The organism is Lelliottia sp. 7254-16, assembly GCF_002922995.1.
GTDB lineage: Bacteria > Pseudomonadota > Gammaproteobacteria > Enterobacterales > Enterobacteriaceae > Enterobacter > Enterobacter jeotgali.
This window is the reverse complement of sequence record NZ_PQVS01000008.1, coordinates 176,939-202,682: the sequence shown is the minus strand read 5'-3', so window position 1 is coordinate 202,682 and position 25,744 is coordinate 176,939. Positions and strand designations below refer to the sequence as shown.

At 56.3% G+C, this 25,744-nt stretch carries 23 protein-coding genes and 1 pseudogene; 10 read left to right on the top strand and 14 right to left on the bottom strand.

Features of this window, described 5'->3' with window-relative positions; genetic code table 11:
• From C3708_RS13125 to C3708_RS13115, 3 genes and pseudogenes are all read right to left on the bottom strand, one after another.
• Positions 1-128: pseudogene (locus tag C3708_RS13125) on the bottom strand (IS481 family transposase); the annotation flags it as partial.
• Positions 129-383: 255 nt separating this feature from the next.
• A complete protein-coding gene (ybaL, locus tag C3708_RS13120) occupies positions 384-2,060 on the bottom strand; it encodes a YbaL family putative K(+) efflux transporter (RefSeq protein WP_095281050.1) in 1,677 nt (558 codons plus the stop codon).
• A gap of 232 nt (positions 2,061-2,292) precedes the next feature.
• On the bottom strand, positions 2,293-3,513 hold the full coding sequence (locus tag C3708_RS13115; protein ID WP_103949535.1) for an MFS transporter: 1,221 nt from the start codon (positions 3,511-3,513) through the stop codon (positions 2,293-2,295).
• A gap of 163 nt (positions 3,514-3,676) precedes the next feature.
• On the opposite strand from C3708_RS13115, the gene ushA reads away from it, so the two are divergent.
• Complete coding sequence (ushA, locus tag C3708_RS13110) at positions 3,677-5,329, top strand: bifunctional UDP-sugar hydrolase/5'-nucleotidase UshA (protein ID WP_103946778.1); 1,653 nt, start codon at positions 3,677-3,679, stop codon at positions 5,327-5,329.
• A 131-nt stretch (positions 5,330-5,460) separates the two neighbouring features.
• Here ushA and ybaK read toward each other — a convergent pair whose 3' ends face one another.
• The 3 genes from ybaK to copA all read right to left on the bottom strand — a co-directional run bounded on the left by ybaK (position 5,461) and on the right by copA (position 9,588).
• Positions 5,461-5,940: a Cys-tRNA(Pro)/Cys-tRNA(Cys) deacylase YbaK gene (ybaK, locus tag C3708_RS13100; protein ID WP_103949534.1), complete on the bottom strand. Its 480-nt coding sequence runs from the start codon at positions 5,938-5,940 to the stop codon at positions 5,461-5,463.
• A 201-nt stretch (positions 5,941-6,141) separates the two neighbouring features.
• Positions 6,142-6,936, bottom strand: a complete 795-nt coding sequence (locus C3708_RS13095) for a TraB/GumN family protein (RefSeq protein WP_103946776.1) — start codon at positions 6,934-6,936, stop codon at positions 6,142-6,144.
• Positions 6,937-7,089: 153 nt separating this feature from the next.
• The gene (gene copA / locus C3708_RS13090; protein ID WP_103949533.1) at positions 7,090-9,588 is read right to left on the bottom strand and encodes a copper-exporting P-type ATPase CopA; all 2,499 of its coding nucleotides are present in this window, start codon (positions 9,586-9,588) and stop codon (positions 7,090-7,092) included.
• 97 nt (positions 9,589-9,685) lie between these two features.
• Between copA and cueR the strand changes: the two genes are divergently transcribed.
• Positions 9,686-10,096, top strand: a complete 411-nt coding sequence (cueR, locus tag C3708_RS13085) for a Cu(I)-responsive transcriptional regulator (protein ID WP_095281056.1) — start codon at positions 9,686-9,688, stop codon at positions 10,094-10,096.
• Here the strand turns inward: cueR and C3708_RS13080 are convergent.
• On the bottom strand, positions 10,093-10,545 hold the full coding sequence (locus C3708_RS13080) for an NfeD family protein (RefSeq protein WP_103949532.1): 453 nt from the start codon (positions 10,543-10,545) through the stop codon (positions 10,093-10,095). The genes cueR and C3708_RS13080 overlap by 4 nt on opposite strands.
• Positions 10,542-11,456 (bottom strand): SPFH domain-containing protein, encoded by a 915-nt coding sequence (locus C3708_RS13075; protein ID WP_095281058.1) that lies wholly within the window; start codon positions 11,454-11,456, stop codon positions 10,542-10,544. The genes C3708_RS13080 and C3708_RS13075 overlap by 4 nt, the downstream gene beginning before the upstream one ends.
• 152 nt (positions 11,457-11,608) lie before the next feature.
• Between C3708_RS13075 and fetA the strand changes: the two genes are divergently transcribed.
• Complete coding sequence (fetA, locus tag C3708_RS13070; RefSeq protein WP_095284195.1) at positions 11,609-12,286, top strand: iron ABC transporter ATP-binding protein FetA; 678 nt, start codon at positions 11,609-11,611, stop codon at positions 12,284-12,286.
• Entirely contained in the window at positions 12,273-13,055 is a 783-nt protein-coding gene (gene fetB, locus C3708_RS13065; protein WP_103949531.1) for an iron export ABC transporter permease subunit FetB, read from the top strand. The genes fetA and fetB overlap by 14 nt, the downstream gene beginning before the upstream one ends.
• A 122-nt stretch (positions 13,056-13,177) precedes the next feature.
• Here the strand turns inward: fetB and C3708_RS13060 are convergent, their stop codons facing one another.
• Genes C3708_RS13060 through tesA form a run of 3 tightly spaced genes read right to left on the bottom strand, consistent with a single transcriptional unit; the run spans position 13,178 to position 15,517 of the window.
• Positions 13,178-14,032: a co-chaperone YbbN gene (locus tag C3708_RS13060; protein WP_103946772.1), complete on the bottom strand. Its 855-nt coding sequence runs from the start codon at positions 14,030-14,032 to the stop codon at positions 13,178-13,180.
• Positions 14,033-14,091: 59 nt separating this feature from the next.
• On the bottom strand, positions 14,092-14,901 hold the full coding sequence (locus tag C3708_RS13055) for an SDR family oxidoreductase (protein ID WP_095281061.1): 810 nt from the start codon (positions 14,899-14,901) through the stop codon (positions 14,092-14,094).
• Entirely contained in the window at positions 14,891-15,517 is a 627-nt protein-coding gene (gene tesA / locus C3708_RS13050) for a multifunctional acyl-CoA thioesterase I/protease I/lysophospholipase L1 (RefSeq protein ID WP_100780759.1), read from the bottom strand. The genes C3708_RS13055 and tesA overlap by 11 nt, the downstream gene beginning before the upstream one ends.
• On the opposite strand from tesA, the gene ybbA reads away from it, so the two are divergent.
• The 6 genes from ybbA to C3708_RS13020 all read left to right on the top strand — a co-directional run bounded on the left by ybbA (position 15,485) and on the right by C3708_RS13020 (position 22,924).
• Positions 15,485-16,171 carry a putative ABC transporter ATP-binding protein YbbA gene (ybbA, locus tag C3708_RS13045; RefSeq protein WP_095281063.1) on the top strand — a complete coding sequence of 229 codons (687 nt, stop codon included), beginning with the start codon at positions 15,485-15,487 and terminating at the stop codon, positions 16,169-16,171. The genes tesA and ybbA overlap by 33 nt on opposite strands.
• Positions 16,168-18,582: a putative ABC transporter permease subunit YbbP gene (gene ybbP / locus C3708_RS13040; protein WP_103949530.1), complete on the top strand. Its 2,415-nt coding sequence runs from the start codon at positions 16,168-16,170 to the stop codon at positions 18,580-18,582. The genes ybbA and ybbP overlap by 4 nt, the downstream gene beginning before the upstream one ends.
• 176 nt (positions 18,583-18,758) lie before the next feature.
• Entirely contained in the window at positions 18,759-19,910 is a 1,152-nt protein-coding gene (locus C3708_RS13035) for a porin (protein WP_174348655.1), read from the top strand.
• Positions 19,911-20,366: 456 nt separating this feature from the next.
• Positions 20,367-21,200 carry a MetQ/NlpA family ABC transporter substrate-binding protein gene (locus C3708_RS13030; protein WP_095281066.1) on the top strand — a complete coding sequence of 278 codons (834 nt, stop codon included), beginning with the start codon at positions 20,367-20,369 and terminating at the stop codon, positions 21,198-21,200.
• Positions 21,201-21,258: 58 nt separating this feature from the next.
• Positions 21,259-22,272, top strand: a complete 1,014-nt coding sequence (gene sfbB / locus C3708_RS13025; protein WP_103949528.1) for a virulence-associated ABC transporter ATP-binding protein SfbB — start codon at positions 21,259-21,261, stop codon at positions 22,270-22,272.
• Complete coding sequence (locus C3708_RS13020) at positions 22,265-22,924, top strand: methionine ABC transporter permease (RefSeq protein ID WP_103949527.1); 660 nt, start codon at positions 22,265-22,267, stop codon at positions 22,922-22,924. Before sfbB ends, C3708_RS13020 begins: the two co-directional genes overlap by 8 nt.
• A 4-nt stretch (positions 22,925-22,928) precedes the next feature.
• Here C3708_RS13020 and mnmH read toward each other — a convergent pair whose 3' ends face one another.
• From mnmH to purE, 3 genes are all read right to left on the bottom strand, one after another.
• A complete protein-coding gene (mnmH, locus tag C3708_RS13015; protein ID WP_103949526.1) occupies positions 22,929-23,999 on the bottom strand; it encodes a tRNA 2-selenouridine(34) synthase MnmH in 1,071 nt (356 codons plus the stop codon).
• Positions 24,000-24,097: 98 nt separating this feature from the next.
• Positions 24,098-25,165 (bottom strand): 5-(carboxyamino)imidazole ribonucleotide synthase, encoded by a 1,068-nt coding sequence (purK, locus tag C3708_RS13010; protein ID WP_103946768.1) that lies wholly within the window; start codon positions 25,163-25,165, stop codon positions 24,098-24,100.
• Positions 25,162-25,671: a 5-(carboxyamino)imidazole ribonucleotide mutase gene (gene purE / locus C3708_RS13005; protein ID WP_103949525.1), complete on the bottom strand. Its 510-nt coding sequence runs from the start codon at positions 25,669-25,671 to the stop codon at positions 25,162-25,164. Before purE ends, purK begins: the two co-directional genes overlap by 4 nt.
• Positions 25,672-25,744 lie beyond the last annotated feature (73 nt).

Genomic DNA, 25,744 nt, shown 5'->3' with positions numbered 1-25,744 from the left:
GTAGCGGGCGAAATGCCGTAGTGACGGCAAAGAGAACGGATGTTCGCCCCGTCTTGCGAGGCGAACAGAACAAACTCGGTACGTAATGACATGGTATCTCTCGCATCCCAGGGCATAAGCGACTCCAAAAACGGGTTCGTATGCCTTAGTTGTAAGTGTCTACCATGTCCCCGAACAAGTGTTCATGATGTCCCCGGACCGTACACTCCCAATGGGAGAGGGGATCGTCTGGAGTCTTTTTTTATCCTAATCCGATGAGAGAGCGGATGGTCTGGAGCCGTCTTTTCATCCCCGCCTGATGGGTGGAGACTGAGGAGAGGGACTCTCTTTTCTCCCTCTCCCAGTGGGAGAAGGCCGGGGTGAGGGCATCAGGCCGCAGAAAATTAACCCGTCACCGCCTCTTCAATTGGCGGCTTTTCAATCAGCGTAATCATCGTATTCGCAATCTCACGCTCGCCCATCACCACCTGATTCGCGCCGCGTTCGGTAATGTATTCCACTTCATCGTCGTAATGCGCACGAGCAATAATCTCGATGCTCGGGCACTTTTCACGCGCCGTGGTCACGATTTCACCCGCCTCATATCCGTTCGGAATGGTCAGCAGTAGCCAGCGCGCGCAGTCCAGATGCGCCAGATTCATGATCTCTTCGTTCGCCGCATTGCCCAGCACCGCACGGATCCCGCGGGCGCGCAGTTCATCCACGCGGGTACGCGACGTTTCGATAACCACCAGCGGAATGCCCTGCGCCATTAACTTCTCGCCGAGCAAGCTACCGACGCGGCCAAAGCCGACCAGCAGCGCGTGGTTGCAGATATCGACCGGGATCTGCTTCTCTTCTTCGATAGCTTCTTCCAGGGTCTGCTCTTCCAGCGTCTCGGTTTTATCGAGGTATTTCTCAAGCAAGGCAAACAGCACCGGGTTGAGCATAATGGAGAGAATCGCTCCCGCCAGCACCAGATTTTGCCCGGCCTGTGGCAGCAGGTTCAGCGCCATGCCCAGGCTTGCGAGGATAAAGGCAAATTCACCAATCTGCGCGAGGCTCGCGGCAATGGTCAGTGCAGTACGCGGCGAGTGGCCAAACAAGCGCACCAGACCGAATGCCACCACGGATTTACCGAAGATAATAATCGCCAGCGTCCCGAGCACGGCCAGCGGCTGCTCAATCAGGATTAACGGGTCAAACAACATACCGACGGAGACGAAGAACAGCACTGCAAACGCATCACGCAGCGGCAGCGTATCGTGCGCCGCGCGGTGGCTCAGCTCAGATTCGTTCAGCACCATACCGGCGAAGAACGCGCCCAACGCAAAGGAGACGTCAAACAATTCCACAGCGCCGAAAGCGATACCGAGCGCAAGGGCCAGCACCGACAGGGTAAACAGTTCACGAGAGCCGGTGGCTGCGCTACGAGAGAGGATCCACGGCACCAGGCGGCGGCCCACCACCATCATAATGGCGATAAAGGCGATCACTTTGCCGATGGTGATACTCATATCCAGCGCCAGCGAGGCAAAGCCGACGTTGTCTTTTTCCACCATCCCGGCGACGGCAGGCAGCAAGACCAGCGTCAGGACCATCACCAGATCTTCAACAATCAGCCAGCCGATGGCGATTTGCCCACGCTGGCTGTCTATTAGCTGCCTCTCTTCAAGCGCGCGCAGCAGCACCACGGTACTGGCGGTTGATAGACACAGCCCAAATACAATACCGGTCATCAGTGACCAGCCAAGCAAAGCGGAAAGCGCCATCCCCAGCAACGTCGCCACGCCTATCTGGGCGATCGCGCCGGGTATGGCGATATGCTTTACCGCCATCAGGTCCTTCAGAGAGAAATGCAGGCCGACGCCGAACATCAGCAGAATCACGCCTAATTCCGCCAGTTCAGGAGCCAGTTTGGTATCCGCAACAAAACCTGGCGTAAATGGACCCGCCAGTACACCCGCTAATAAATAGCCCACGAGAGGAGAAATACGTAACTTGTTGGCGATCATGCCAAGGATAAAAGCGAGTACAAGGCCACCTACAATGGTGGTGATAAGCGGTGTGGCGTGATGCATTCCGTCTCCTTTCGTCGTGAGGTGTTCCATTTTTGGCGTAAAAACCAAAAAGCCGATTAATAGTTTATGACAATTTCGGTCATTATGTTCATGAATAATTGTTGAAATTTGATGAAAACAGCAATAAGCGTTAAAAAAAGCAGATTAAGACAAATTACCGCGAGGAAGAAGAGGGAAGCCTTATGGCAGTAGGTGGGAATTGCGGTCAAAGTTTACTTTGACCGCAGAGAAACTACGCCTTATGCCGGTAATCAGGCAGGAATATAGTCAATATCCCCAGAAGTGGCAGGAAAGCACAGATTTTATAGACCAGGAAGATACTGGTATGGTCTGCAACCAGCCCCAGCACGGCTGCTCCAAGGCCACCCATCCCAAAAGCAAAGCCGAAAAACAGCCCGGAAACCATACCGATACGGCCCGGCATCAGCTCCTGGGCATACACCAGAATGGCTGAAAACGCGGATGCGAGAATAAAACCAATGATCACGGTTAAAATCCCCGTCCATTCAAGGCTTGCGTAGGGTAAAACAAGGGTAAATGGCGCAACGCCGAGGATAGAGCCCCAAATCACATATTTACGCCCAATTTTATCACCCACAGGCCCGCCAATAACCGTTCCTGCTGCGACCGCAAACAGGAAGGCAAACAGGTGGAATTGGGCGTTTTGTACCGATAATCCGAATTTTTCCATCAGATAAAAGGTGTAATAGCTGCTGATGCTCGCCATATAGAAGTATTTCGAGAAAATCAGCACTAACAGGATGCCCACGGCCAGAATCACCTTATCGCGCGGCAGCGGATTGATAATCGCAGCTTTAGGTTTGCCCTTGTTTACACGATGCTGCGCCGCATACCAGCGGCTGATCTGAATCAGCACCACAATCGCCAGCAGTGCGGCGAGAACAAACCAGGCAACGTTACCTTTTCCGTATGGCGCAATGATGACGGCAGCCAGTAACGGGCCGAGGGAGCTACCAAAGTTACCGCCAACCTGGAACAGCGACTGCGCCAGACCGTGACGTCCGCCGGAAGCCATACGTGCCACGCGTGACGATTCAGGGTGGAACACCGACGAACCGGTTCCCACCAGCGCAGCAGCGATGAGTACCATCTCGAAGCTTCCTGCCAGCGCCAGCAGTACCAGCCCGCTCAGGGTAAAGCACATGCCGATCGGCAGCGACCACGGCATCGGATACTTATCCGTCCAGTAGCCAACCACCGGCTGGAGCAGGGATGACGCCATCTGGAAGGTCAGGGTGATCATCCCGATCTGTACAAAGGTTAATGAAAATTCTGACTGCAGCAGCGGATAGATCGCCAGAATCAGCGACTGAATCATATCGTTTAGCAGATGCGACAGACTGATTGCGCCCAAAATACCAAATGAGGTGCGCGATTTTGGCGGTGACGCCGGGGTGCCCGTAGCGGGCGGAGTCGTTTCACTGATTGCCATAAATACCACGTGTTTTGTTATTAGAAGTGCAGGGAGTCATTATTATCTCGCTAACATACCTTTCCGCGAGATTTGAAGAAAGTCGCAATTCTGAAAACATATTTGTCTATTCTTCTTACTCATTGTAATTTTTGCGTTTGTCTTTTGGTCAGGGAGCGAGAATATGAAGTTAATGAAGCGAGGCGTCGCGTTGGCGCTGATAGCCACATGGGCGCTGGCAAGCCAGCCTGTGCAAGCATACGAAAAAGATAAAACCTACAAAATAACGATTCTGCATACCAACGATCACCACGGTCATTTCTGGCGCAGTGAGTACGGAGAGTACGGCCTGGCAGCGCAAAAAACGCTGGTGGACGGTATCCGTAAAGAGGTTGCGGCAGAGGGCGGCAGCGTGCTGTTGCTGTCGGGCGGCGACATCAATACCGGCGTACCAGAGTCTGATTTACAGGACGCCGAGCCGGATTTCCGCGGGATGAATTTAATCGGCTATGACGCGATGGCGGTTGGTAACCATGAGTTCGACAACCCGTTAACCGTTTTGCGCCAGCAGGAAAAATGGTCCAAATTCCCGTTCCTCTCCGCCAATATTTATCAGAAAAGCACCGGCGAGCGCCTGTTTAAACCCTGGGCGTTATTCAAACGCAACGATCTGAAAATCGCGGTCATCGGTTTAACCACTGACGACACGGCGAAAATCGGTAATCCGGAATATTTCACGGACATTGAATTCCGCAAACCGGCTGACGAAGCGAAACTGGTCATTCAGGAGCTGAATCAAAACGAAAAGCCGGACGTGATTATCGCGACGACCCATATGGGACATTACGATAACGGCGAGCACGGTTCGAATGCGCCGGGCGATGTTGAAATGGCCCGCAGCCTGCCGGCAGGCTCTCTGGCAATGATTGTGGGTGGTCACTCACAAAATCCGGTTTGCATGGCATCCGAGAACAAAAAGCAGGTCGATTACGTGCCGGGCACGCCTTGTGCGCCCGATCGTCAGAACGGGATCTGGATTGTTCAGGCTCATGAGTGGGGCAAATACGTCGGTCGCGCAGACTTTGAATTCCGCAACGGCGAAATGAAAATGGTGCGTTATCAGCTGATCCCGGTGAATCTGAAGAAGAAAGTCACTTACGACGACGGAAAAAGTGAGCGCGTACTTTACACCCCTGAAATCGCCGAAAACGCCCAGATGCTGTCGCTCCTGACGCCGTTCCAGAACAAAGGCAAAGCGCAGCTCGATGTGAAAATCGGTACCGTGAATGGTCGCCTTGAGGGTGATCGCAGTAAAGTACGTTTCGTACAGACCAACATGGGACGCCTGCTGTTGGCGGCGCAAATGGCCCGTACTGGTGCGGACTTTGCGGTGATGAGCGGCGGTGGTGTGCGAGATTCCATCGAAGGCGGGGATATTACCTACAAAGATGTGCTGAAGGTCCAGCCGTTTGGCAACATCGTGGTGTACGCAGACATGAGCGGCAAAGAGGTGGTCGACTATCTGACCGCCGTTGCGCAAATGAAACCGGACTCCGGCGCCTATCCGCAGTTTGCCAACGTCAGTTTTGTGGCGAAAGACGGTAAGCTCAACGATCTGAAAATCAAAGGCGAGCCGGTCGATCCTGCTAAAACTTACCGCATGGCAACGCTGAGCTTTAACGCCACGGGCGGCGATGGCTATCCGCACATCGATAACAAACCGGGCTACGTGAATACCGGATTTATCGACGCCGAAGTGTTGAAGCAGTTTATTCAGCAGAATTCACCGCTGGACGTGAATGCCTACGAGCCGAAAGGTGAGGTGAGCTGGCAGTAACGGGCTATTTTGTTCGCCATTTTGAACCCGGGCAGTGCTCGGAATCCTCACGTACTATATGTACGCTCCGGTTCCTGTGCGCTGGCCGTGTCCAAACTGTCTTCACCAATAACGCCCGTTTTTGTGCTGATTTAATCCCGGCGCGCGATATCCGCAAATTTCGCATCCAGCATCTTCGCCAGATCGTCCGCCGCCAGCTCAATGTCCAGCCCGCGCTTACCGCCGGAAATGTAGATGGTGTCAAAGGTCTGCGACGGCGCATCAATCAGCGTTGGCAGGCGTTTTTTCTGTCCGAGAGGGCTAATCCCACCCACCAGATAGCCGGTCGTGCGTTGCGCAACCATCGGGTCCGCCATATCGACCTTTTTCGCGCCCAGCGCTTTGGCGACTTTCTTCAAATCCAGTTGACCGGCGACGGGCGTCACTGCCACGGCCAGATGCTTCATATCACCGTTCACAGCGACCAACAGCGTTTTATAAACCTGATCGGCATTCAGGCCCAGCTTACGGACCACTTCGTCGCCAAAATTGGTTTCACTGGGATCGTGATCGTAGGTGTATATCCGGAAAGAAATGTTGTTTTTTTCGAGTAATTTAACGGCGGGAGTCATAATGATCCTTCTTACCACAGACAATTTACACGCAAAGCATACGCCTGACTGCTGTCTAAAAAATAGCACCATCTTGCGCAATAGTATTGGCAGTGATGGTTACTTTGAGCGACAATCGGCTCTGACCGAAGGTCTCCTTCGGCATAATAATAACGATGAAATTCCTCTTTGACGGGCCAATAGAAATATTGGCCATTTTTTTTATTTTAACAGCGACGGCAAATTCCCTTCCCCGTATAAATGCAGCGCGCCAACGGCGACTACGTAACGGCCAGCGGGCAAGGCATGTAACGTTTCTCGCCATGCCTGATTGCGTTCATGCATCAGCACATCATACAGCGATTCACTAAAGGTCGAGGGCAGCTCCAGCTTGCCGTCATCGGGCGGCGACTTTAGCCACCAGCCGATCATCATCTGCAAAAGACGCGCGTTGGTATGCCAGTGGGTGAGCGTGTCATCCAGCAGCAGCAGACCATCTTCAGGAAGCTGACGTAACAGCGCAACCTGGCTGTCGGCGCCTTCCAGTTCGATAATGGCAAGATGGCGCGCGCGAGCAGCGTTCAGCAACTGGTAGTCGATACCAAACTCACCGCGTAACCCCAGACGTTGAGCCTGCGTGGCCTGCAGCACCATCGCGATTTGCCATAATGGCTGGGTTTCGAGCATTGAAAGGGAGAGCCCCAACTCATTGGCGACGCGTTCAAGCTCTGCAAGCTGCGACTCGTTAAGACGCTCGCTCAGCGGAGGGGGAATATCGAGATTTGCGAAAGGAGATTCGCTGCCGGAAATATCGGCTTCGACGACCAGCGCATCGGCTTTGCGCAACAGCTGCACCAGCGCGGGCGGCAGCGGTGACATATCGCGCGTGCCCATATGAATACTGCCGACGAGGTGCAAATGCTGACCGCCTGGAAGAGATATATCCAGCCCCGGCCAGGGATAGCGGCGGGGAAACAAAGCGCGGAAGGTGGTTTTTATACGACTAAACAGACTCATACGCGCTCCATAAACGGAAAAGTTCATGCTAGCGCGTGGTGACAGATGACGCAACCGTGGCAACCTTGTCAACCCGTAGGCCTGATAAGCGCAGCGCCATCAGGCAAAAAATGCCGGGTGGCGGCTTCGCCTTACCCGGCCTGCAAGGTCAGATTACTCTTTCGGTTTAAAGCGCAACAGACGGTTGGCGTTACTCACCACGGTGATGGAAGAGAGCGCCATCGCTGCTCCCGCGACCACCGGGTTAAGCAAGGTGCCGGTCAACGGCCACAGGATCCCGGCAGCAATCGGAATACCCAATGAGTTATAGACAAACGCCCCGAGCAGATTTTGCTTCATATTGCGCAACGTGGCTTTGGAGATCGCCAGCGCATCGGCAACGCCCATCAGACTGTGGCGCATCAGGGTAATCGCCGCTGTCTCAATCGCGACATCGCTCCCGCCGCCCATCGCAATCCCGACATCCGCCTGCGCCAGCGCGGGTGCGTCGTTGATGCCATCACCGACCATCGCCACCTGTCGACCCTGGCTTTGCAGTTTGATAATCGCGTCGGCTTTGCCATCAGGCAGCACGCCTGCGATCACCTCATCAATACCTGCTTCTTTCGCAATCGCATTCGCGGTTGTTGGGTTATCGCCGGTTAGCATCACCAGACGATAGCCCGCCTGATGCAGACGTTTCAGGGCCGCCACGCTGTCGGCACGCAGCGGATCGCGGATGGCGAACAGGGCCGCCGCTTTACCGTCGACCGCCAGCAGCACTGGCGTCGCGCCCTGCGAGGCCTGCGCAGTGAGTTCATCATCCAGCGCGGTGGTATCAATGCCGTTTTCATTGAGCAAGGCTTTATTGCCGAGAAGCAACGAATGGCTATCGACCTCACCACTGACGCCTAGACCGCGCAGGGTGCGGAAGTTGTTCACCTGCGGCAACGCGGTGTTTCCGGCTTTATCGAGAATGGCTCGTGCCAGCGGATGGCTGGAACCTTGTTCGAGCGCAGCGGCAAGGCGTAGGGTTTCCTCTTCAGCGAATTCAACAGCTTTCACCGCCACGACCTGTGGTTTGCCTTCGGTGAGCGTGCCGGTTTTATCAAACACCAGCGTATCGAGCGTACTGGCACGCTGAAGTGCATCGGCATCACGTACCAGCACCCCAAACTCAGCCGCACGGCCTACGCCGGAGATGATCGACATCGGCGTTGCCAGGCCTAATGCACACGGGCAGGCGATAATCAGCACGGTGGTGGCGATAACCAGCGTGTAGACGATCTGCGGTGCAGGGCCGAAGAAATACCAGATGGCGGCACTGAACAGCGCGATAGCCACGACCACTGGCACAAAAATGGCGGAAATTTTATCAGCAAGCTGGCCGATCTCCGGCTTGCTGCTCTGTGCCTGACGTACCATGCGAATGATGCGCGACAGCGTAGTATGGCTGCCGACCGCACTGGCGCGGAACAGCACGCTCCCGTCCTGCACCACCGTCCCGGCGTGGACTGCATCACCGGCAGATTTTTGCTGTGGCACCGGTTCACCGGTGAGCATCGCTTCATCCAGCCAGGTTTCACCCTGAGTGATTTCACCGTCGACCGGAACCCGATCGCCGGTCGTTAAGCGCAGCGTCATGCCCGGCTGCACTTCTGCCAGCGGCAGGCTGATTTCGCCGTCTTCCGTCACCACGCGGGCCGACGGCGGCGTGAGGTCGAGCAGTCGTTCCAGCGCTTTAGAAGAACGCTGGCGCGCGCGGGCTTCAAGCATATGGCCTAAATTAATCAGACCAATAATCATTGCGCTCGCTTCGTAATAGAGATGGCGCGCTTCCATCGGGAACCACTGCGGCCAGACGTTGACACTCATTGAGTAAAGCCACGCTGCACCAGTACCGAGTGCTACCAGCGTATCCATCGTCGCGGTTTTATTTTTCAGGCTTTTCCAGGCGCTGGTATAGAAATGACCGCCCGCGAAGACCATTACGCCGAGCGTAACGAGGCCAATCACCAGCCACAGTGTGCGGTTGTCCTCGGTGACCATCATATTGTCGCCGAGCATTCCCCACACCATCACCGGAATACCGACCAGCAGGGCGACAATCGCCTGCCAGCGGAAGCGTTTCATGGTGGCGATGGCGGTTTCTTGCTGACGTTCACGGCGTTTTACGTCATCTTCGATGGCCTCCGCGCCGTAGCCGGCTTTTTCCACCGCCTGTACTAATTCACCGGCGGACGCATTGCCCATAATCAGCGCCGTGCGTTCCGCCAGATTGACCCGTGCCTGTGAGACGCCCGGTACGGCCTGCAACGCATTTTGTACGCGAGAGACGCAGCTGGCGCAGGTCATGCCATTGATCAGCAGCTGTTGGCTGTCGTCAATGTCATGCGCTGCCGGAAGCTCAGGAGTAGCCGCTGTCAGTGCTTCCGACGGGATTGATGACTCTGTCAGCGGTTTAGCCTTTGGGTGGCTTAACTCCGCCCCGTAACCTGCTTGTTTAACGGTATCGATCAGGGCTTCGGCGCTGGCGCTGCCCGTTACGACAGCGCTTTCAACGGTCACTTCGGCACTTTCAACGTCAGGACGTTGTTCGAGACTTTCTTTTACGCGTTTAACACAGTGACCGCAGGAGAGGCCATCCAGTGTCAGGTTGATTGTGTGAGACATAGCAAAACTCCTGTATGATTATTAAGCCAACATACTCTGTTTGGGACAGTGTGATGAAGCTTAAACCTTCCATCAAGGGGAAGGTCAAGGGGGGAATGTGAATATCAGTGATGTGGCAAAAAAAACCGGTTTAACCAGCAAAGCGATTCGATTTTACGAAGAGAAGGGGCTGGTGACGGCACCGCTGCGCAGTGAAAACGGCTATCGGAGCTACACGCAGCTGCACCTGGATGAACTCACGCTACTGCGACAAGCTCGTCAGGTGGGGTTTAACCTCGAAGAGTGTGGCGAACTGGTGCATCTGTTTAACGACCCTAAACGGCACAGCGCCGATGTGAAAAAACGCACTCTTGAAAAGGTGGCGGAAATCGAGCGTCACATTGTTGAGCTTCAGGCAATGCGTGAACAGCTGCTGACCCTTGCCGAATCCTGTCCGGGGGATGACAGTGCCGAGTGTCCGATTATTGATAATCTCTCCGGCTGCTGCCATCGTAAAGCCAGTGCTTAACTGGCTTTGACCCGCAGCGTAATCCCTTCGACGGCGATGACTTCTACGCGTGTCCCCGCGACGAGGTCATCATCGGCAACTACCGGCCACGAGCTGTCGCCGATGCGGACATGCCCACGACCGTTGATTAACGTGGTATCCAGTGTATAACGCTTACCCACTAGCTGTTGGCCGCGCTGATTCAGTGCGGCATCGGCAGGTTTTTGCCTGCGAACCTGACGTGACAACCAGCGATACCACAGCCATGCAGCGACGAGCGTCAGGACGGCGAAGAGCGCGCCTTGCCACTCCCAGCCGAACGGCGCAACCCAGACCAACAGCCCGGTAACCACCGCTGCGACGCCGCTCCAGAGTAGATAGCCATTACCGCCCAGCATCTCAGCCGCCAGCAGCAGCCCGCCAAGGCTGAGCCAGAAAACATGGGGATGTGCTGCGATCATCTCAATCATTTTTTGCGCTCGTTTCCGCTGTCCTTGATAAGTTCTGCAATCCCGGCGATGGAACCCATCAGGCTGCTGGCTTCCAGCGGCATCATCACCACTTTACTGTTATTGGCGGAGCCAATTTTCTGCAGCGCATCGGTGTATTTCTGCGCGACAAAGTAGTTGATCGCCTGGATATCACCTGCGGCGATAGCTTCAGAAACCATCTGCGTCGCGCGGGCTTCTGCCTCGGCGGAACGTTCACGGGCTTCTGCCTGTAAGAATGCCGACTGGCGCTCACCTTCGGCTTTCAGAATTTGAGACTGCTTTTCGCCCTCAGCTTTCAGAATCTCGGCCTGTCTGATCCCTTCGGCTTCGAGAATGTAGGCGCGCTTGGTTCGCTCGGCTTTCATCTGGGCGTTCATCGATGAAATCAGCTCAGCCGGTGGACGCACGTCGCGGATTTCGATACGGGTGATTTTAATCCCCCACGGATTGGTGGCTTCATCAACAATATGCAGCAGGCGGGTATTGATGTTGTCGCGCTGGGAGAGCATTTCGTCCAGCTCCATCGACCCGAGCACGGTACGGATGTTGGTCATCGTCAGGTTGATGATGGCAAGCTCAAGATTACTGACTTCATAGGCCGCTTTTGGCGAGTCGATCACCTGAATAAAACAGACGGCGTCAATGGTGACGTTAGCGTTGTCTCGGGAAATAATCTCCTGAGAAGGAATATCCAGTACCTGTTCCATCATGTTGATTTTACGACCAATACGGTCCATAAACGGAACGATGAGGCTCAGACCCGGCTGGAGGGTATTGGTATAGCGACCAAAGCGTTCGACCGTCCACTGATAGCCCTGCGGTACGATCTTCACGCCTGCGCCGACGATCACCAGCACGACGAAGATAAGAATAGGGATAACGATCAACATGAAAAAACCTCCTGTTTTGTATTCCGTGTAGTCGCAAAAAATCGCTCGTTTGTTGAACTTAAGTATATCGACTATTGCAGGGAAGTTCGCCTCTAATCCATTAACCTGTTTACAATATTGATACGAAGCAGAATGAAAAAATGGGAAATAACATGAAGGATAATTGCGCGCTTCTGGAACTCAGGAACGTTGGTTTTCGCGTGGGCGAAACCCCGATTTTACAGCAGATAAACTTCAGCGTGCGGCCTGGCGAATTTAGGCTCATTACCGGGCCGTCGGGTTGTGGAAAGAGCACGCTTCTGAAGATCATTGCCTCATTGCTCAGCCCGACCGAAGGGCATATTTTCTTTGAAGACAACGATATCACCGCACTTGCGCCAGAGGAGTATCGTCAGCAGGTTTCCTACTGTGTACAAACGCCCGCGCTGTTTGGCGAGACGGTTTACGACAATCTGATCTTTCCCTGGCAGATCCGCAATAAAGCACCGGAACCGGAAAAATTCATTGCCGATCTGGCGCGTTTTGGCTTATCTGAGGACACCCTGACTAAGTCCGTAAACGAACTTTCTGGCGGTGAAAAACAGCGCGTCTCGCTGATTCGCAATCTGCAATTCCTGCCAAAAGTGCTACTGCTTGATGAAGTCACCAGCGCTCTTGACGAGAGCAACAAGCGCAATGTGAATGAGATTATTCATCGCTATGCCAAAGAGGAAAATATCGCGGTGCTATGGGTGACGCATGATGCCGGTGAGATTGCCCACGCTGATGAGGTGATAACCCTTCAGCCGCACGGCGGGAAGATGCAGGAGGCAAACCGTGAACGAGCATAATATTACTAACGAATCGCTGGCCCTTTCGATGGTGCTGGTGCTGGTGGCGATCCTGGTTAGCCACCGGGAAAAGCTCGGTCTGGAAAAGGACATCGTGTGGAGCATTTGCCGCGCGGTGATTCAGCTGATTATCGTCGGCTATGTGCTGAAGTACATTTTCAACGTCAACCACGCGGTGCTGACGCTGCTGATGGTGCTGTTTATCTGCTTCAACGCGGCGTGGAATGCGCAAAAGCGCAGTAAATACATCGACAAAGCGTTTATCTCATCGTTCATTGCCATCACCACCGGCACGGCGTTGACGCTGGCGGTGCTGGTGCTTTCCGGCTCCATTGAATTTGCGCCAATGCAGGTGATCCCCATTTCCGGGATGATCGCGGGGAACGCGATGGTGGCGGTGGGGCTGTGTTACAACAATCTCGGACAGCGGTTTAGTAGCGAGCAGCAGCAGATCCAGGAAAAGCTCAGCCTGGGCGCGACGCCAAAAATGGCGTCGGTGCGGTTAATTCGCGAAAGTATTCGATCGTCACTGATCCCAACGGTCGATTCAGCGAAAACGGTCGGGCTGGTGAGTTTGCCGGGGATGATGTCCGGGCTGATTTTTGCCGGTATCGATCCGGTAAAAGCGATTAAGTATCAGATCATGGTGACCTTTATGCTGCTCTCGACCGCCAGCCTGTCGACCATTATTGCCTGCTATTTAATCTATCGGAAGTTCTACAACTCGCGCCACCAGTTGGTGGTGACGCAGTTGAAAAAGACGGGGTGAGGTGCGGGTATTTTGCTGGGCGGCACTGCGTTTTCCCGGCCTACAATTCGGCATGTTGCGAATTTCGTAGGCCCGGTAAGCGTAGCGCCACCGGGCGTTTTGCCGGGTGGCAGCGCGTGGGATTAATACAACAACGCGTAAAGCTGGCGACGATATTTAGACGCCAGCGCATCGCCGGTACCGAGCGCTGCGAGGATCTCCTGGAACATCTTCCGCGCCTGACCATCGGCAGCCGCCAGATCTTTTTTCAGATGGCTAAACAGCAACTCCAGCGCCTCTTCGTTGCGTCCTACCTGATGCAGCTGTAACGCCAGTTGGCTGGCCAGCGCGGCATCGTCCGGGTTCTCTGCAACCTGCTGCTGCAACTGCTGGATTTCTGGAGTGTCCGCCGCCTGTTTCAGTAGTTCAATTTGCGCGACCAGCCCCTGGTAACGTGTGTCCTGATCCTGCAACGGAATGGTTTTCAGTACCGCTTCGGCGTCTTCTGAACGATGCAGTTCGATCTGCGTCTGTGCCAGCAGCAGGCCAATCTGACTGTCCTGATTCGACAGTTGCCACGCGTCTTTCAGCAGCGGCAGCGCTTCGTCGTGTTTGCCTTCCTGAATCAGCGCCAGCGCCTGCTGTGCTTTCAGCTCTTCTTCACGCGGCAGCACTTTGTCGAGCAGAGCGCGAACCGCTTCTTCCGGCTGCGGGCCCTGGAATCCGTCGACCGGCTGACCATTCTGGAACAGATACACGGTTGGGATCGCGCGCAGCCCAAACTGGGACGCCACCATCTGCTCAGCGTCGCAGTCCAGTTTTGCCAGCAGGAACTGACCGTTGTACTGCGCCGCGAGGCTCTCCAGTACCGGCGTCAGCTCCAGACAGTGCTGGCTACGTTCGGACCAGAAATAGAACAGCACGGGTTTGGTCATCGACACTTCAAGTGTCTGGTGCAGGTTCGCTTCAGTGATGTTGACAATATTCTGTACGGACATACGGCATTCTCTTTTATCAATTTGACAAATAGATGGGGGATGAGGAGCCAGGCTTCAACTCATCCGCGTAAAATTTTATCCATCATGCGGCCCGGCAGCAGGCGCTTAAGCCAGCCCACGGCGTGGGTCACAAGGGTGACCGGGTAGCGAATTTTTGGCCGTTCGCTTTCAAAAGCATGGCGCACTTTGGCGACCACCGCCTCTGGCCCGAGGGTAAATCGTGCGGCAATGCCGGGGTTTTCGACCGGATGGTCGGACTGGGTCTGGTTGACGTTTTCTGTGAAACGGGTACGAATCGGTCCCGGTTCAATCAGGCTAACCTTAATCCCGCTGTGGCGCAGTTCCATGCGCAATGCGTCGGACCAGGCTTCGAGCGCATATTTGCTGGCGGCGTACGCCCCGCGACCCGGTGTAGAGATCAACCCCATCACCGAGGAGGTCATCACAATACGGCCTTCGCCGTGCGGGAGCATTGCCGGGAGCAGCGCCATCGTGAGCTGGTGGATGCCAAAAAAGTTGGCCGAAAACTGCTGCTCAAGCTGCTCGCGCGAAATGGTTTGTAGCGGGCCGTAGACACCGAAACCGGCGTTATTAAACAGCCCAAACAGACGATTGTCGGTCAGGGCGATCACCTCGGCGGCGGCGCGTTCAATGCTTTCCGGCGAGTCCAGATCCAGCAACACGCCCTGAAAGCCTTTGCTGTTCATGCGTTCTACATCTTCGGGTTTTCGGCATGCGGCTAATACCCAAAATCCCTGGCGCTTCAGTTCGAGTGCGCTCTCAAGGCCAATTCCGCTGGAACATCCTGTTATTAAGACCGATTTTTGCATAACTTTACCTGTCAGGATCTCCGCTGAATTACGAGTCATGTTTAACTAGAGGTGCCAGTCGTGTCGCCATCCAGTCCGCAATAAACGGCTGGGCGTCGCGATTGGGGTGAATACCGTCATCCTGCATCCATTGCGGTTTCAGATAGACCTCCTCCATGAAAAATGGCAGCAGCGGAATATCGAATTCTTTGGCAAGCTTGGGATAGATGGCGCTAAAGGCCTCATTATAACGGCGTCCGTAGTTCGCAGGCAGACGAATTTGCATTAAAAGCGGCTGGGCGTTGGCGGCCTGAATATCCGTAATAATTTTGCGTAAGGTTTCTTCTGTTTGTTGCGGCTGGAAGCCGCGTAAACCGTCGTTACCGCCCAGTTCGACCAGAACCCAGCGCGGCTGATGTTGCTTGAGCAAAGCAGGCAGGCGTGCAAGCCCCTGCTGGGAAGTATCGCCGCTGATGCTGGCATTCAGCACCGGCGTTTGAGTCTGCCACTTATCGTTGAGCAGCGCAGGCCAGGCGGCAGTGGCCGCCATCCGGTAGCCCGCACTCAGGCTGTCACCCAGCACCAGTAACGTGTCCGCCGCAGCGGCGCGAAAGGTCATCAGAATCAGAAACAGGAAGGGCAAATGCCAGCGGAAAACATTGTTGCAGTTCATCATCTTAAGAAGTCCGTCGGTCAGGGTGAGCACGAGTTGTCCATCCTCACCGGAGTTGAACTCGTTGTCAAACGCGCTGAAACCATCGCGCTGATTGGTGAATCCGGGTCCGGTAAGTCCACGTTGCTGGCGATCCTGGCCGGGCTGGACGATGGCAGCAGCGGCGAGGTGAATCTGGTTGGCCAGCCGCTGCACACACTCGATGAAGAGGCACGCGCGGCGCTGCGGGCAAAACATATCGGCTTTGTGTTTCAGTCGTTCATGCTCATCCCGACACTCAATGCGCTGGAGAACGTCGAGCTGCCAGGCCTGCTGCGCGGTGAGAACGCCAGCCAAAGCCGGAGCAGTGCAAAAGCGCTGCTGGAGCAGCTTGGGCTGGGCAAGCGTCTGGACCATCTCCCGGCGCAGCTTTCCGGCGGTGAACAGCAGCGCGTGGCGCTGGCGCGGGCGTTCAACGGTAGTCCGGAGGTGCTGTTTGCCGATGAACCAACCGGAAATCTGGACCGGCAGACGGGCGATAAAATTGCCGATTTGCTCTTCTCCCTTAACCGCGAGCACGGCACCACGCTGATTCTGGTCACGCACGACCTTGAGCTGGCGGCCCGCTGCGACCGCCGTCTGCGCCTGGTCAACGGGCAGTTGCAGGAGGAAGCATGATTGCACGCTGGTTCTGGCGCGAATGGCGCTCGCCGTCGCTGCTGGTTGTCTGGCTGGCGCTGAGTCTGGCGGTGGCCTGCGTGCTGGCGCTCGGCAGCGTCAGCGACCGCATGGAAAAGGGGCTAAGCCAGCAGAGCCGCGAGTTTATGGCGGCCGACCGCACGCTCAGCAGTTCGCGCGACGTACCGCAGGCGTGGATCGAGGAGGCGCGAAAGCAGGGGCTGAAAGTCGGTCAGCAGCTCAGCTTCCAGACCATGACCTTTGCTGCCGACACGCCGCAGCTGGCGAGCGTCAAAGCCGTCGACGATGTCTATCCGATGTACGGCGATCTGCAAACCAATCCGCCGGGCCTCAAACCGACGCCGGGTTCTGTTTTGTTAGCTCCACGCCTGATGGCCCTGTTGAACCTGAAAACCGGCGACAGCATTGACGTCGGTGACGCGACGCTGAAAATTGCCGGGGAAGTGGTGCAGGAGCCGGACTCCGGCTTTAACCCGTTCCAGATGGCACCGCGCCTGCTGATGAACACCGCGGACGTGGCAAAAACCGGGGCCGTGCAGCCGGGGAGTCGCGTCACCTGGCGCTACAAATTCGGTGGCACGCCCGCGCAGCTCGAAGCCTACGAAAACTGGCTGAAACCGCAGCTCAAGCCCGAGCATCGCTGGATCGGCATGGAGCAGGACGACGGCGCGTTGGGGAAATCTCTCGAGCGTTCGCAGCAGTTTTTACTGCTCTCCGCGCTGCTGACCATGCTGCTGGCTGTCGCCGCCGTGGCGGTGGCGATGGGGCACTACTGCCGCAGTCGCTACGATCTGGTGGCGATCCTCAAGACCCTTGGTGCGGGCCGGGCGCAGCTGCGTAAGCTGATCGTCGGCCAGTGGCTGATGGTGCTGATGCTCTCAGCCATCACCGGCGGGGCGATTGGCTTACTGTTTGAAAAAGTGCTGATGGTATTGCTCAAGCCAGTGCTGCCCGCTGAACTGCCGCCCGCCAGCCTGTGGCCGTGGCTGTGGGCCATTGGCGCGATGGTGGTGATTTCTCTGCTGGTCGGCCTGCGTCCGTACCGCCTGCTGCTGGCGACGCAGCCGCTGCGGGTGTTGCGTCGTGACGTGGTCGCCAGTGTCTGGCCGCTGAAGTTTTATCTTCCGGTTGTGGTCGTGGTTGTGGTGCTGCTGCTCGCCTGGCTGATGGGCGGGAGTATGCTGCTGTGGGCCGTGCTGGCCGGTGCGGTGGTGCTGGCGCTGCTGTGCGGCGTGCTCGGCTGGATGTTGCTGAACCTGCTGAAAGGGCTGACGCTGAAATCCCTGCCCGTACGTCTGGCGGTGAATCGCCTGCTGCGTCAGCCGTGGTCGACGCTCAGCCAGCTGTCGGCGTTTTCGCTGTCGTTCATGCTTTTGGCGATGCTGCTGGTGTTGCGCGGCGATCTGCTCGACCGCTGGCAGCAGCAGCTTCCGCCGGAAAGCCCGAACTATTTCCTGATTAACATCGCGCCGGAACAGGTCACGCCGCTGAAGGGCTTCCTCGCGGAACATCAGATTGTGCCTGAGTCGTTCTATCCGATCGTTCGTGCGCGCCTGACACAAATTAACGGCAAGTCGACGGAAGGGAATCAGGACGAATCGCTTAATCGCGAGCTGAATCTGACCTGGCAGGATAAACGCCCGGACCACAACCCGATTACCGCCGGTAACTGGCCGCCAAAAGCGGGCGAAGTGTCGATGGAAGAAGGGCTGGCGGCGCGTCTGAAAGTCGGTTTGGGCGATACGGTAACGTTTAGCGGCGACACTCAGGATTTTAGCGCCAAAGTGACCAGCCTGCGTAAAGTGGACTGGGAAAGCCTGCGCCCGAACTTCTTCTTTATCTTCCCGTCCGGCGCGCTCGACGGGCAGCCGCAAAGCTGGCTGACCAGCTTCCGCTGGGAAAATGGCAACGGCATGCTGACGCAGCTGAACCGTGAATTCCCGACGGTAAGCCTGCTGGATATCGGCGCGATCCTGAAGCAGGTCGGCCAGGTGCTGGAGCAGGTAAGCCGTGCGCTGGAGGTGATGGTGGTGTTGGTGACTGCCTGCGGCGTGCTGTTGCTGCTGGCGCAGGTGCAGGTGGGCATGCGTCAGCGCCATCAGGAGCTGGTGGTGTACCGCACGCTCGGAGCGAGTAAATCCCTGCTGCGCACCACGTTGTGGTGTGAGTTTGCGCTGCTCGGGCTGGTCTCCGGTCTGGTGGCGGCGATTGGCGCTGAAACTGCACTGGCCGTACTGCAGACCAAGGTGTTCGACTTCCCGTGGGAACCGGACTGGAGGCTGTGGCTGATCTTGCCGGTGTCGGGTGCGGTGCTGCTTTCCCTGTGCGGCGGTTGGCTGGGGACGCGCCTGTTAAAAGGTAAAGCGCTGTTCCGTCAGTTTGCCAGTTAATTCCCTCTCGTGATGATTACGCGCCGGTTTATATACTGGCGCGTAATCCTTTAGTAGCACAAAACGATAATACCTCCACTTTTAGCAGCACAAATCATTAAAAACCCAACCCCACGGCCTGTTTAATTCCAGATATTATTCATCCGCTAAATAATTAGCAGCGTGTCTATCAAGGAATAATAATGACCATAAAAAAAACAGCGCTGGCGGCAACGATCGGCGCGGCAGTGGCATTGGCGTCTTTCGCAGCACAAGCGGAAATCACCGTACTGAAGCAAGATCCGCAGGCGGGCAACCCGCTGAGCCGTCTTAACTTCACCGTTGGCGGCAGCATCCGTCCCCAGTTCAACATGATGACGGGCGACGGCGACAAAGGTTCTTACAAGCGTAACGGCTTCGATGGGGGCACCCGTTTCCGTTTCGCAGCAGATTACTACCTGTTCGACGACATCAGCTGGATAAGCTACTACGAGCTGGGTGTGAACATTCCAGCGCTGTTCGACTGGGATAACCACCATGCAGAAGGCGCGAATGATACCTCTCGCCGTATGCTCTACACCGGCCTGAAAAGCGATACCTGGGGTACGCTGACCTTCGGTCAACAGAACAGCGTCTATTACGATGTGGTCGGCGCGAAAACCGATATCTGGGACTACGACATGGTAGGTCAGGCACCGGGTAACGGTATCAACGGCGACTACGACGGCTCTTATCGTTCACGCAAAATGCTGAAATATAAGAAAACCGTCGGTGATGCAGACATCTATGCTTCTTACCTGTTTGAAGATAACGAATATCTGCCGGGCAATGGCCTGCGTTACAAACGTAAAGGCGGCGGTTCACTGGGTATTGATTACCACCTGACCACCGACCTGACCTGGGGTACGGCGTGGAACTACACCCGTGCGGATATGCGTAACCCGGATAACGGCGACAGCAAATCTTACGACCAGAACATCCTCGGTACGGCGCTGAGCTGGACCCCGGACAACTGGACCTTCTCCGCAGGCGGCGGCTGGTACCAGAACTTCATGACCACCAAAAAAGTGTCTGTTAACGACTACTTTGCCGGTGATGCATGGGGTATTGAGTACTTCGCAGGTTACAAAATCCCGGTTGGCCAGTACGCGCTGAAATCAGTTCAGCCATACGTGATGGGCGATCGCATTGAGTATGTGAATGGCCGCAACTACCAGCGCATCGATAACGGCGTGGGTATCAGCTTCCAGCTGGATTACGGTTTCCGTGTTGATTACGAACACGTGTTCACCTCCAGCACTGACGATCTGGGTGATATGAACCTGGTCCGTCTGCGTTACGACTTCTAAGTCGGAGCCGTTTGTCCCCGGTGGCGCTGCGCTTACCGGGGCTACGGACTGTGCGGTTTGTCCCCGGTGGCGCTTTGCTTACCGGGGCTACGGCCTGTGCGGTTTGTCCCCGGTGGCGCTTTGCTTACCGGGGCTACGGACTGTGCGGTTTGTCCCAGGTGGCGCTTTGCTTACCGGGGCTACGGACTGTGCGGTTTGTCCCAGGTGGCGCTTTGCTTACCGGGGCTACAAAACCCGTAGGCCGGGCAAACGCAGTGCCGCCCGGCATAATGCGCGCACAGTCTATCATTTCCCACAAATTGCCTATCCCAATCTCCTGCACATTCAACGACATATTCCGCAACATCATGAAATAATTTCAAGGACAGCCGCTTGTGATCTGTGTCATGTTAAACAGACTCTGCGCCGCATCGTACGGTGCAACACAACGCCACACCGCTTTGAAATGGAGATCTCATGGGATTACGTCACACGCTTCGCACCGCTGCCGGTGCGCTTCTGCTGGTCTGCGGTTTGCAGGCTGCCCACGCTAACAGCGATCCGCACACCATCGTGTTTGGCGTCGCGCCTGGCCCGTACGGCGACATGGTCAAACAAGCCATTGCTCCCTCGCTGAAAGAGAAAGGCTACAAAGTGGTGGTGCGCGAATTCAGCGATTATGTGCAGCCGAACATGGCGCTCTCTAACGGCAGCATCGACGCCAACCTGTTCCAGCACTCGCTCTACTTCACCAAGTTTACGGCCGATAAAGGGCTGAAGCTGACCAAATTACTCACCGTGCCGACGGCGGGCATGGGTTTCTATTCCCACAAGATAAAGAGCCTGGATGAGCTGAAAAAGGGTGATATCGTGACCCTTTCGAACGATCCGACCAACCTCGCGCGCGGCCTGCGTTTCCTGCAGTCTCTGAAGCTGATTACCATCAAAGATAATATCGACCCGACCAAAGCCTCCGAGCGTGATATCGCCAGCAACCCGAAAGGGCTGGTGTTCAAACCGCTGGAAGCGGCGCAGCTGCCGCGCACGCTGGATAGTGTCACCGCCTCTCTGGTCAACGGGAACTTCGCCATTGCTGCCGGAATGGATCTTTCCAGCGCGCTGGCGCAGGAGCACCTCGACGAAAATCTGAAAAATATCATCGCCGTACGTACGGAAGATGCGGATAAACCCTTCGCCAAAGATATCGTGGCGGTGGTCGAGTCTCCGGCCTATCGCGCGGTGATCGACGATCCGAAAAACGTGTATACCGCTTTCCAGAAACCCGACTGGATGACGGCGGCAAAACCGTAATTGCGCACAGGTTTGACAGGGCAGCTGAGTCTGCCCTTTTCGCATTTCTGAGGTAGTCATGATTGAGTTAGACAAGGTATGTGTCGACTTCCAGACCGGGCGCGGGCCTTCCACCCGCGCGGTCTCCGACGTCAGCCTGACCATTGCAGCCGGTGAGATTTTTGGCATTGTCGGCACCAGCGGCGCGGGGAAAAGCACCTTGCTGCGCACCCTGAATGCGCTCCAGCGCCCGAGTGCGGGCCGCGTTAACGTCAACGGCGTAGAGATTTCCGCCCTTGATGGCGTGAATCTTCGCAAAGCCCGCCAGCGTATTGGCATGATCTTCCAGCATTTCAATTTGATGCACACCCGCACCGTGGCGCAGAACGTGGCGTTTAGCCTGAAGGCCGCCGGATGGGAGCGCAGTAAAATCGTTCCGCGCGTGACGGAGATCCTCGCCCTCGTCGGGCTGACGGACAAAGCCAATCGTTATCCGGTGCAGCTGAGCGGCGGGCAAAAACAGCGTGTGGGTATTGCTCGCGCGATTGCCAACCACCCGGACGTTCTGCTGTGTGATGAACCGACGTCTGCTCTGGATCTGGAAACATCGGCGACTATTCTGGCGCTGCTCAAGCAGATCAACCAGCAGATGGGGATCACGATCGTGCTGATCACCCATGAGATGAACGTGATCAAATCCATCTGCGATCGCGTGGCGGTGATGTCCGGTGGCGAAGTGGTGGAGCTGGGCGAGGTATTCGACGTCTTTGCCCATCCGCAGCATCCGTTCACCCAACAATTGGTATCGCATACTCTGAACCTGACCCTGCCGGAGCGTTTGCAGCAGCATCTTCCTGGGCAATTGCTGAAAATCCTGTTTATCGGGGATTCCGCTGAGCAGCCAGTGCTCTCGGACGTGGCAATCAAATTTGGCGTAGCGGTGAATATTCTGCACGGCAAAATTGAGTACATCGGCGAGCGAGCGCTGGGGATTCTGGTGGTGCAGCTGACGGCGGATGATCCTGCCGTTGTGGAAACGGCTGTAGAACATATTCGTCATCGTACTGCGCAGGTGGAGGTGATCCGTGGATGATTTAGTGGCCGATCTGGGCCTGGCGTTTAACGAAACCTTCCTGATGCTGAGCATCTCAACGGTGCTGGCAATTCTCGGCGGACTGCCGCTGGGCTTTTTGATTTTTGTCACCGACCGTCACCTGTTCTGGCAGAACCGTTTTGTTTATCTGGTCAGTTCGGTACTGGTGAATATCATCCGCTCGGTACCGTTTGTGATCCTGCTGGTTCTCCTGCTGCCGCTGACGCAATTGCTGCTTGGCAACACCATCGGCCCGATTGCAGCATCGGTTCCACTTTCTGTGGCGGCGATTGCGTTTTACGCTCGTCTGGTGGACAGCGCGTTGCGCGAAGTGGATAAAGGGATTATTGAAGCGGCCGAGGCGTTTGGTGCGAGCCCGATGCGTATCATCTGCACCGTCCTGCTGCCGGAGGCGAGTGCCGGATTACTGCGTGGTCTGACGATCACGCTGGTCAGCCTGATCGGTTATTCCGCGATGGCTGGGATCGTTGGCGGCGGCGGGGTAGGGGATCTGGCGATCCGCTACGGCTATTACCGCTACGAAACCCAGGTGATGGTCGTCACCGTGATCGCGCTGATCGTGCTGGTGCAGATCGTCCAGGTGCTGGGCGACTGGCTGGCGAAACGCGCCGACAAGCGCGATCGCCGCTAGAGAATCAGGCCGCCAGCCAGGCGGCCACCGCGTTAAACGCGCCCCGAAAGGCAATCTTATCGGCTTTTTTTTCCAGCTGATAACGGTACATCGGGTCGTAATAGTCATTGAGCAGTGGCGCAAGCCAGGAATAGTGCGCCTCGGTACGTCCTGTGCGCTGCTGCTCGATGAGCGCGGAATCCAGTAACGCGGTGAATTCTGCAAAGCGCTGCAATCCCAGCCGACGGCGGATAGCAAACAGGCCGTGATGCAGATACTGCGCGTACTCCTTCCAGCCTGCCTCTTCCCCGTATGCGGCAGAAAATTCCTGCCACATGTGTGCGAAATACTCCTCGCGCAGGCGTTCAAGGCGAATCTCAAACGGGTCATCGACCACTACGATCGAGGCCTGGATCATGCGCTCGCGCAGGCATTCCGGTAGATGGTTAGAACCAATCATCCGGCCCTCGTCCTCCAGCACCCAGCGCGGAGCATCCTTTTTCAGCAGTTCCACGGCCAGATGATTTTCAAAACTGGCCTGCGACAGTTGAGCCTGTAAAGTGCGGCCAAAGGACGAGCCGCGATGATGCGCCAGCCCTTCGAGATCGATGCCCTGAACGTGCTCTCTGACCAGTATCGTTTTCCCGCTGCCGGTACAGCCGCCAATCAACACCATTGGTTTTTGTACCTGTTCAACGGTGGCTTGAATCGCCGTCTGACGCAGAGCTTTATAGCCGCCTGCGATCAGCGGGTAATCGATCCCTGCTTCTTTTAACCAGGCCTGGGTGATATGCGAGCGCTGCCCGCCGCGCGCGCAGCAAAGATAACCGTTGGGATTTTGCAGACAAGCTTCGCGCCAGGCGTTGATGCGCTGTTCCCGCACATCGCCGTTAACCAGCCGATGGCCCAGGGCCAGTGCGGCGTCAGGCCCTTGTCGTTTGTAGCAGGTGCCCACGGCGGCGCGCTCGTCGTCATTCATCAGCGGTAAATTGCGTGCCGCTGGCATTGCGCCCTGGGCAAATTCGACCGGCGCGCGAACGTCGATTAAGGGTGTAGCGGTGGTGAGAATGGCGCGATAGTCCGTTCCATCGTTCATGTAAAATCCTGAAGAGTGCAAAACAGCAATGGTGTGGGATTTTACGCGCGTCGGGAGAGGCCGGGGAAGGGGAAGATCAACTCCCCGGCATTTAGCACTTATTTGAGTTTACTCTGCGCCCATGCGATACCGCTCGCGTACTCTGGCGGCAGCAGCGGAATGATCGCTTCGAGTGTGGCGCTCAGGCGGCCGGTATCATCATCATTCAGATTGAGATGGCCGACTTTGCGTCCTTCACGCACCGCTTTGTCGTACCAGTGCAGATGCACCAGCGGCAGTTTCAGCCAGTCATAGTTTAAATCGGTACCGATGAGATTGATCATCACCGACGGGCTGTTGACCACCGGCTGCGGCAGCGGCAGATCGGTAATGGCACGCAGGTGCAGCTCAAACTGGCTGATGGACGCGCCGTTTTGCGTCCAGTGACCGCTATTATGCACGCGCGGGGCCAGCTCGTTGATCAGCAGACCGGCTGGCGTGATAAAGCACTCCATTGCCATGACACCCACGTAACCCAGCTCATGCATGATCGCCGAGAGCATATCCTCGGCCTGCGCCTGCTGCGCGGCGTTCGCCTGCGGGAACACCACGCTGGTGCGCAGAATGCCGTCCTGATGAAGATTGTGGGTCAGCGGATAAAACACCGTGCTGCCGTCATGCGCGCGCGCGCCAACCAGCGACACTTCACCGCTAAAATTGATGCCTTGCTCGACGATACATTCGCCGTAGCAGTCGTCCGGCAACTCGGCGATTTCGTTCTCGCGTAAACGCCACTGACCGCGACCGTCATAGCCACCCGTGCGGCGCTTCACGATCGCCAGCTCGCCGAGGGTTTCAAACACCGCAGGCCACTCGCTTTTATCCGCCAGCAGCTGCCACGGCGCGGTGGCGAGACCCAGCTTGTCGAAAAGCTGCTTTTGCGTCAGGCGATCGGCAATAATCGGGAACACGTCGCGATTGACGAAGGCGTTGTGACGCGCCAGCTCGCGGGTTAATGCCGTTTCTGGCCAGCGTTCGATTTCGGCAGTGATGACGCTTTGCTGAAACGGCACGGCTTCCGGCTCTGCGTCCAACCCGACGGGCCAGACGGTGATGCCCAGCGGTTCACCCGCCTGGCGCAGCATTCGGCCTAACTGACCGTTTCCGAGGACGCAGACTTGCTTCATGCATCACCTCGCGGGTCGGGATTCTCCAGCACCTCGTCGGTCTGCGCTTTGCGCCACTCCACCAGACGCTCATGCAATTCTTTATCATGTGTCGCCAAAATCTGTGCGGCCAGCAGGGCAGCGTTCGCGGCACCCGCTTTGCCAATCGCCAGCGTACCGACCGGAATCCCGCGCGGCATCTGCACGATAGAGTAGAGGCTATCAACACCGCTCAAGGCTGCGCTCTGCACCGGCACACCGAGCACCGGCACCAGCGTTTTGGCGGCAATCATGCCTGGCAAATGTGCTGCACCACCCGCACCGGCAATGATCACCTGATAGCCGTTCTCTTCCGCGCCTTCGGCGAAGCTGAACAGTTTATCGGGGGTACGGTGCGCGGAGACCACTTCAATGTGGTGGGGAACATTCAGGATTTCGAAGATTTCAGCGGCAAACTGCATGGTAGCCCAGTCGCTTTTGGACCCCATCACGATGGCGACACGCGCCGGATTATTGCGGGAAGACATGCGTCTTAAAACTCCTGTGGTGCGGAACACACTGCTTTGAGGGCACAGAGAATAGCATTAAATTGTGCCAAGG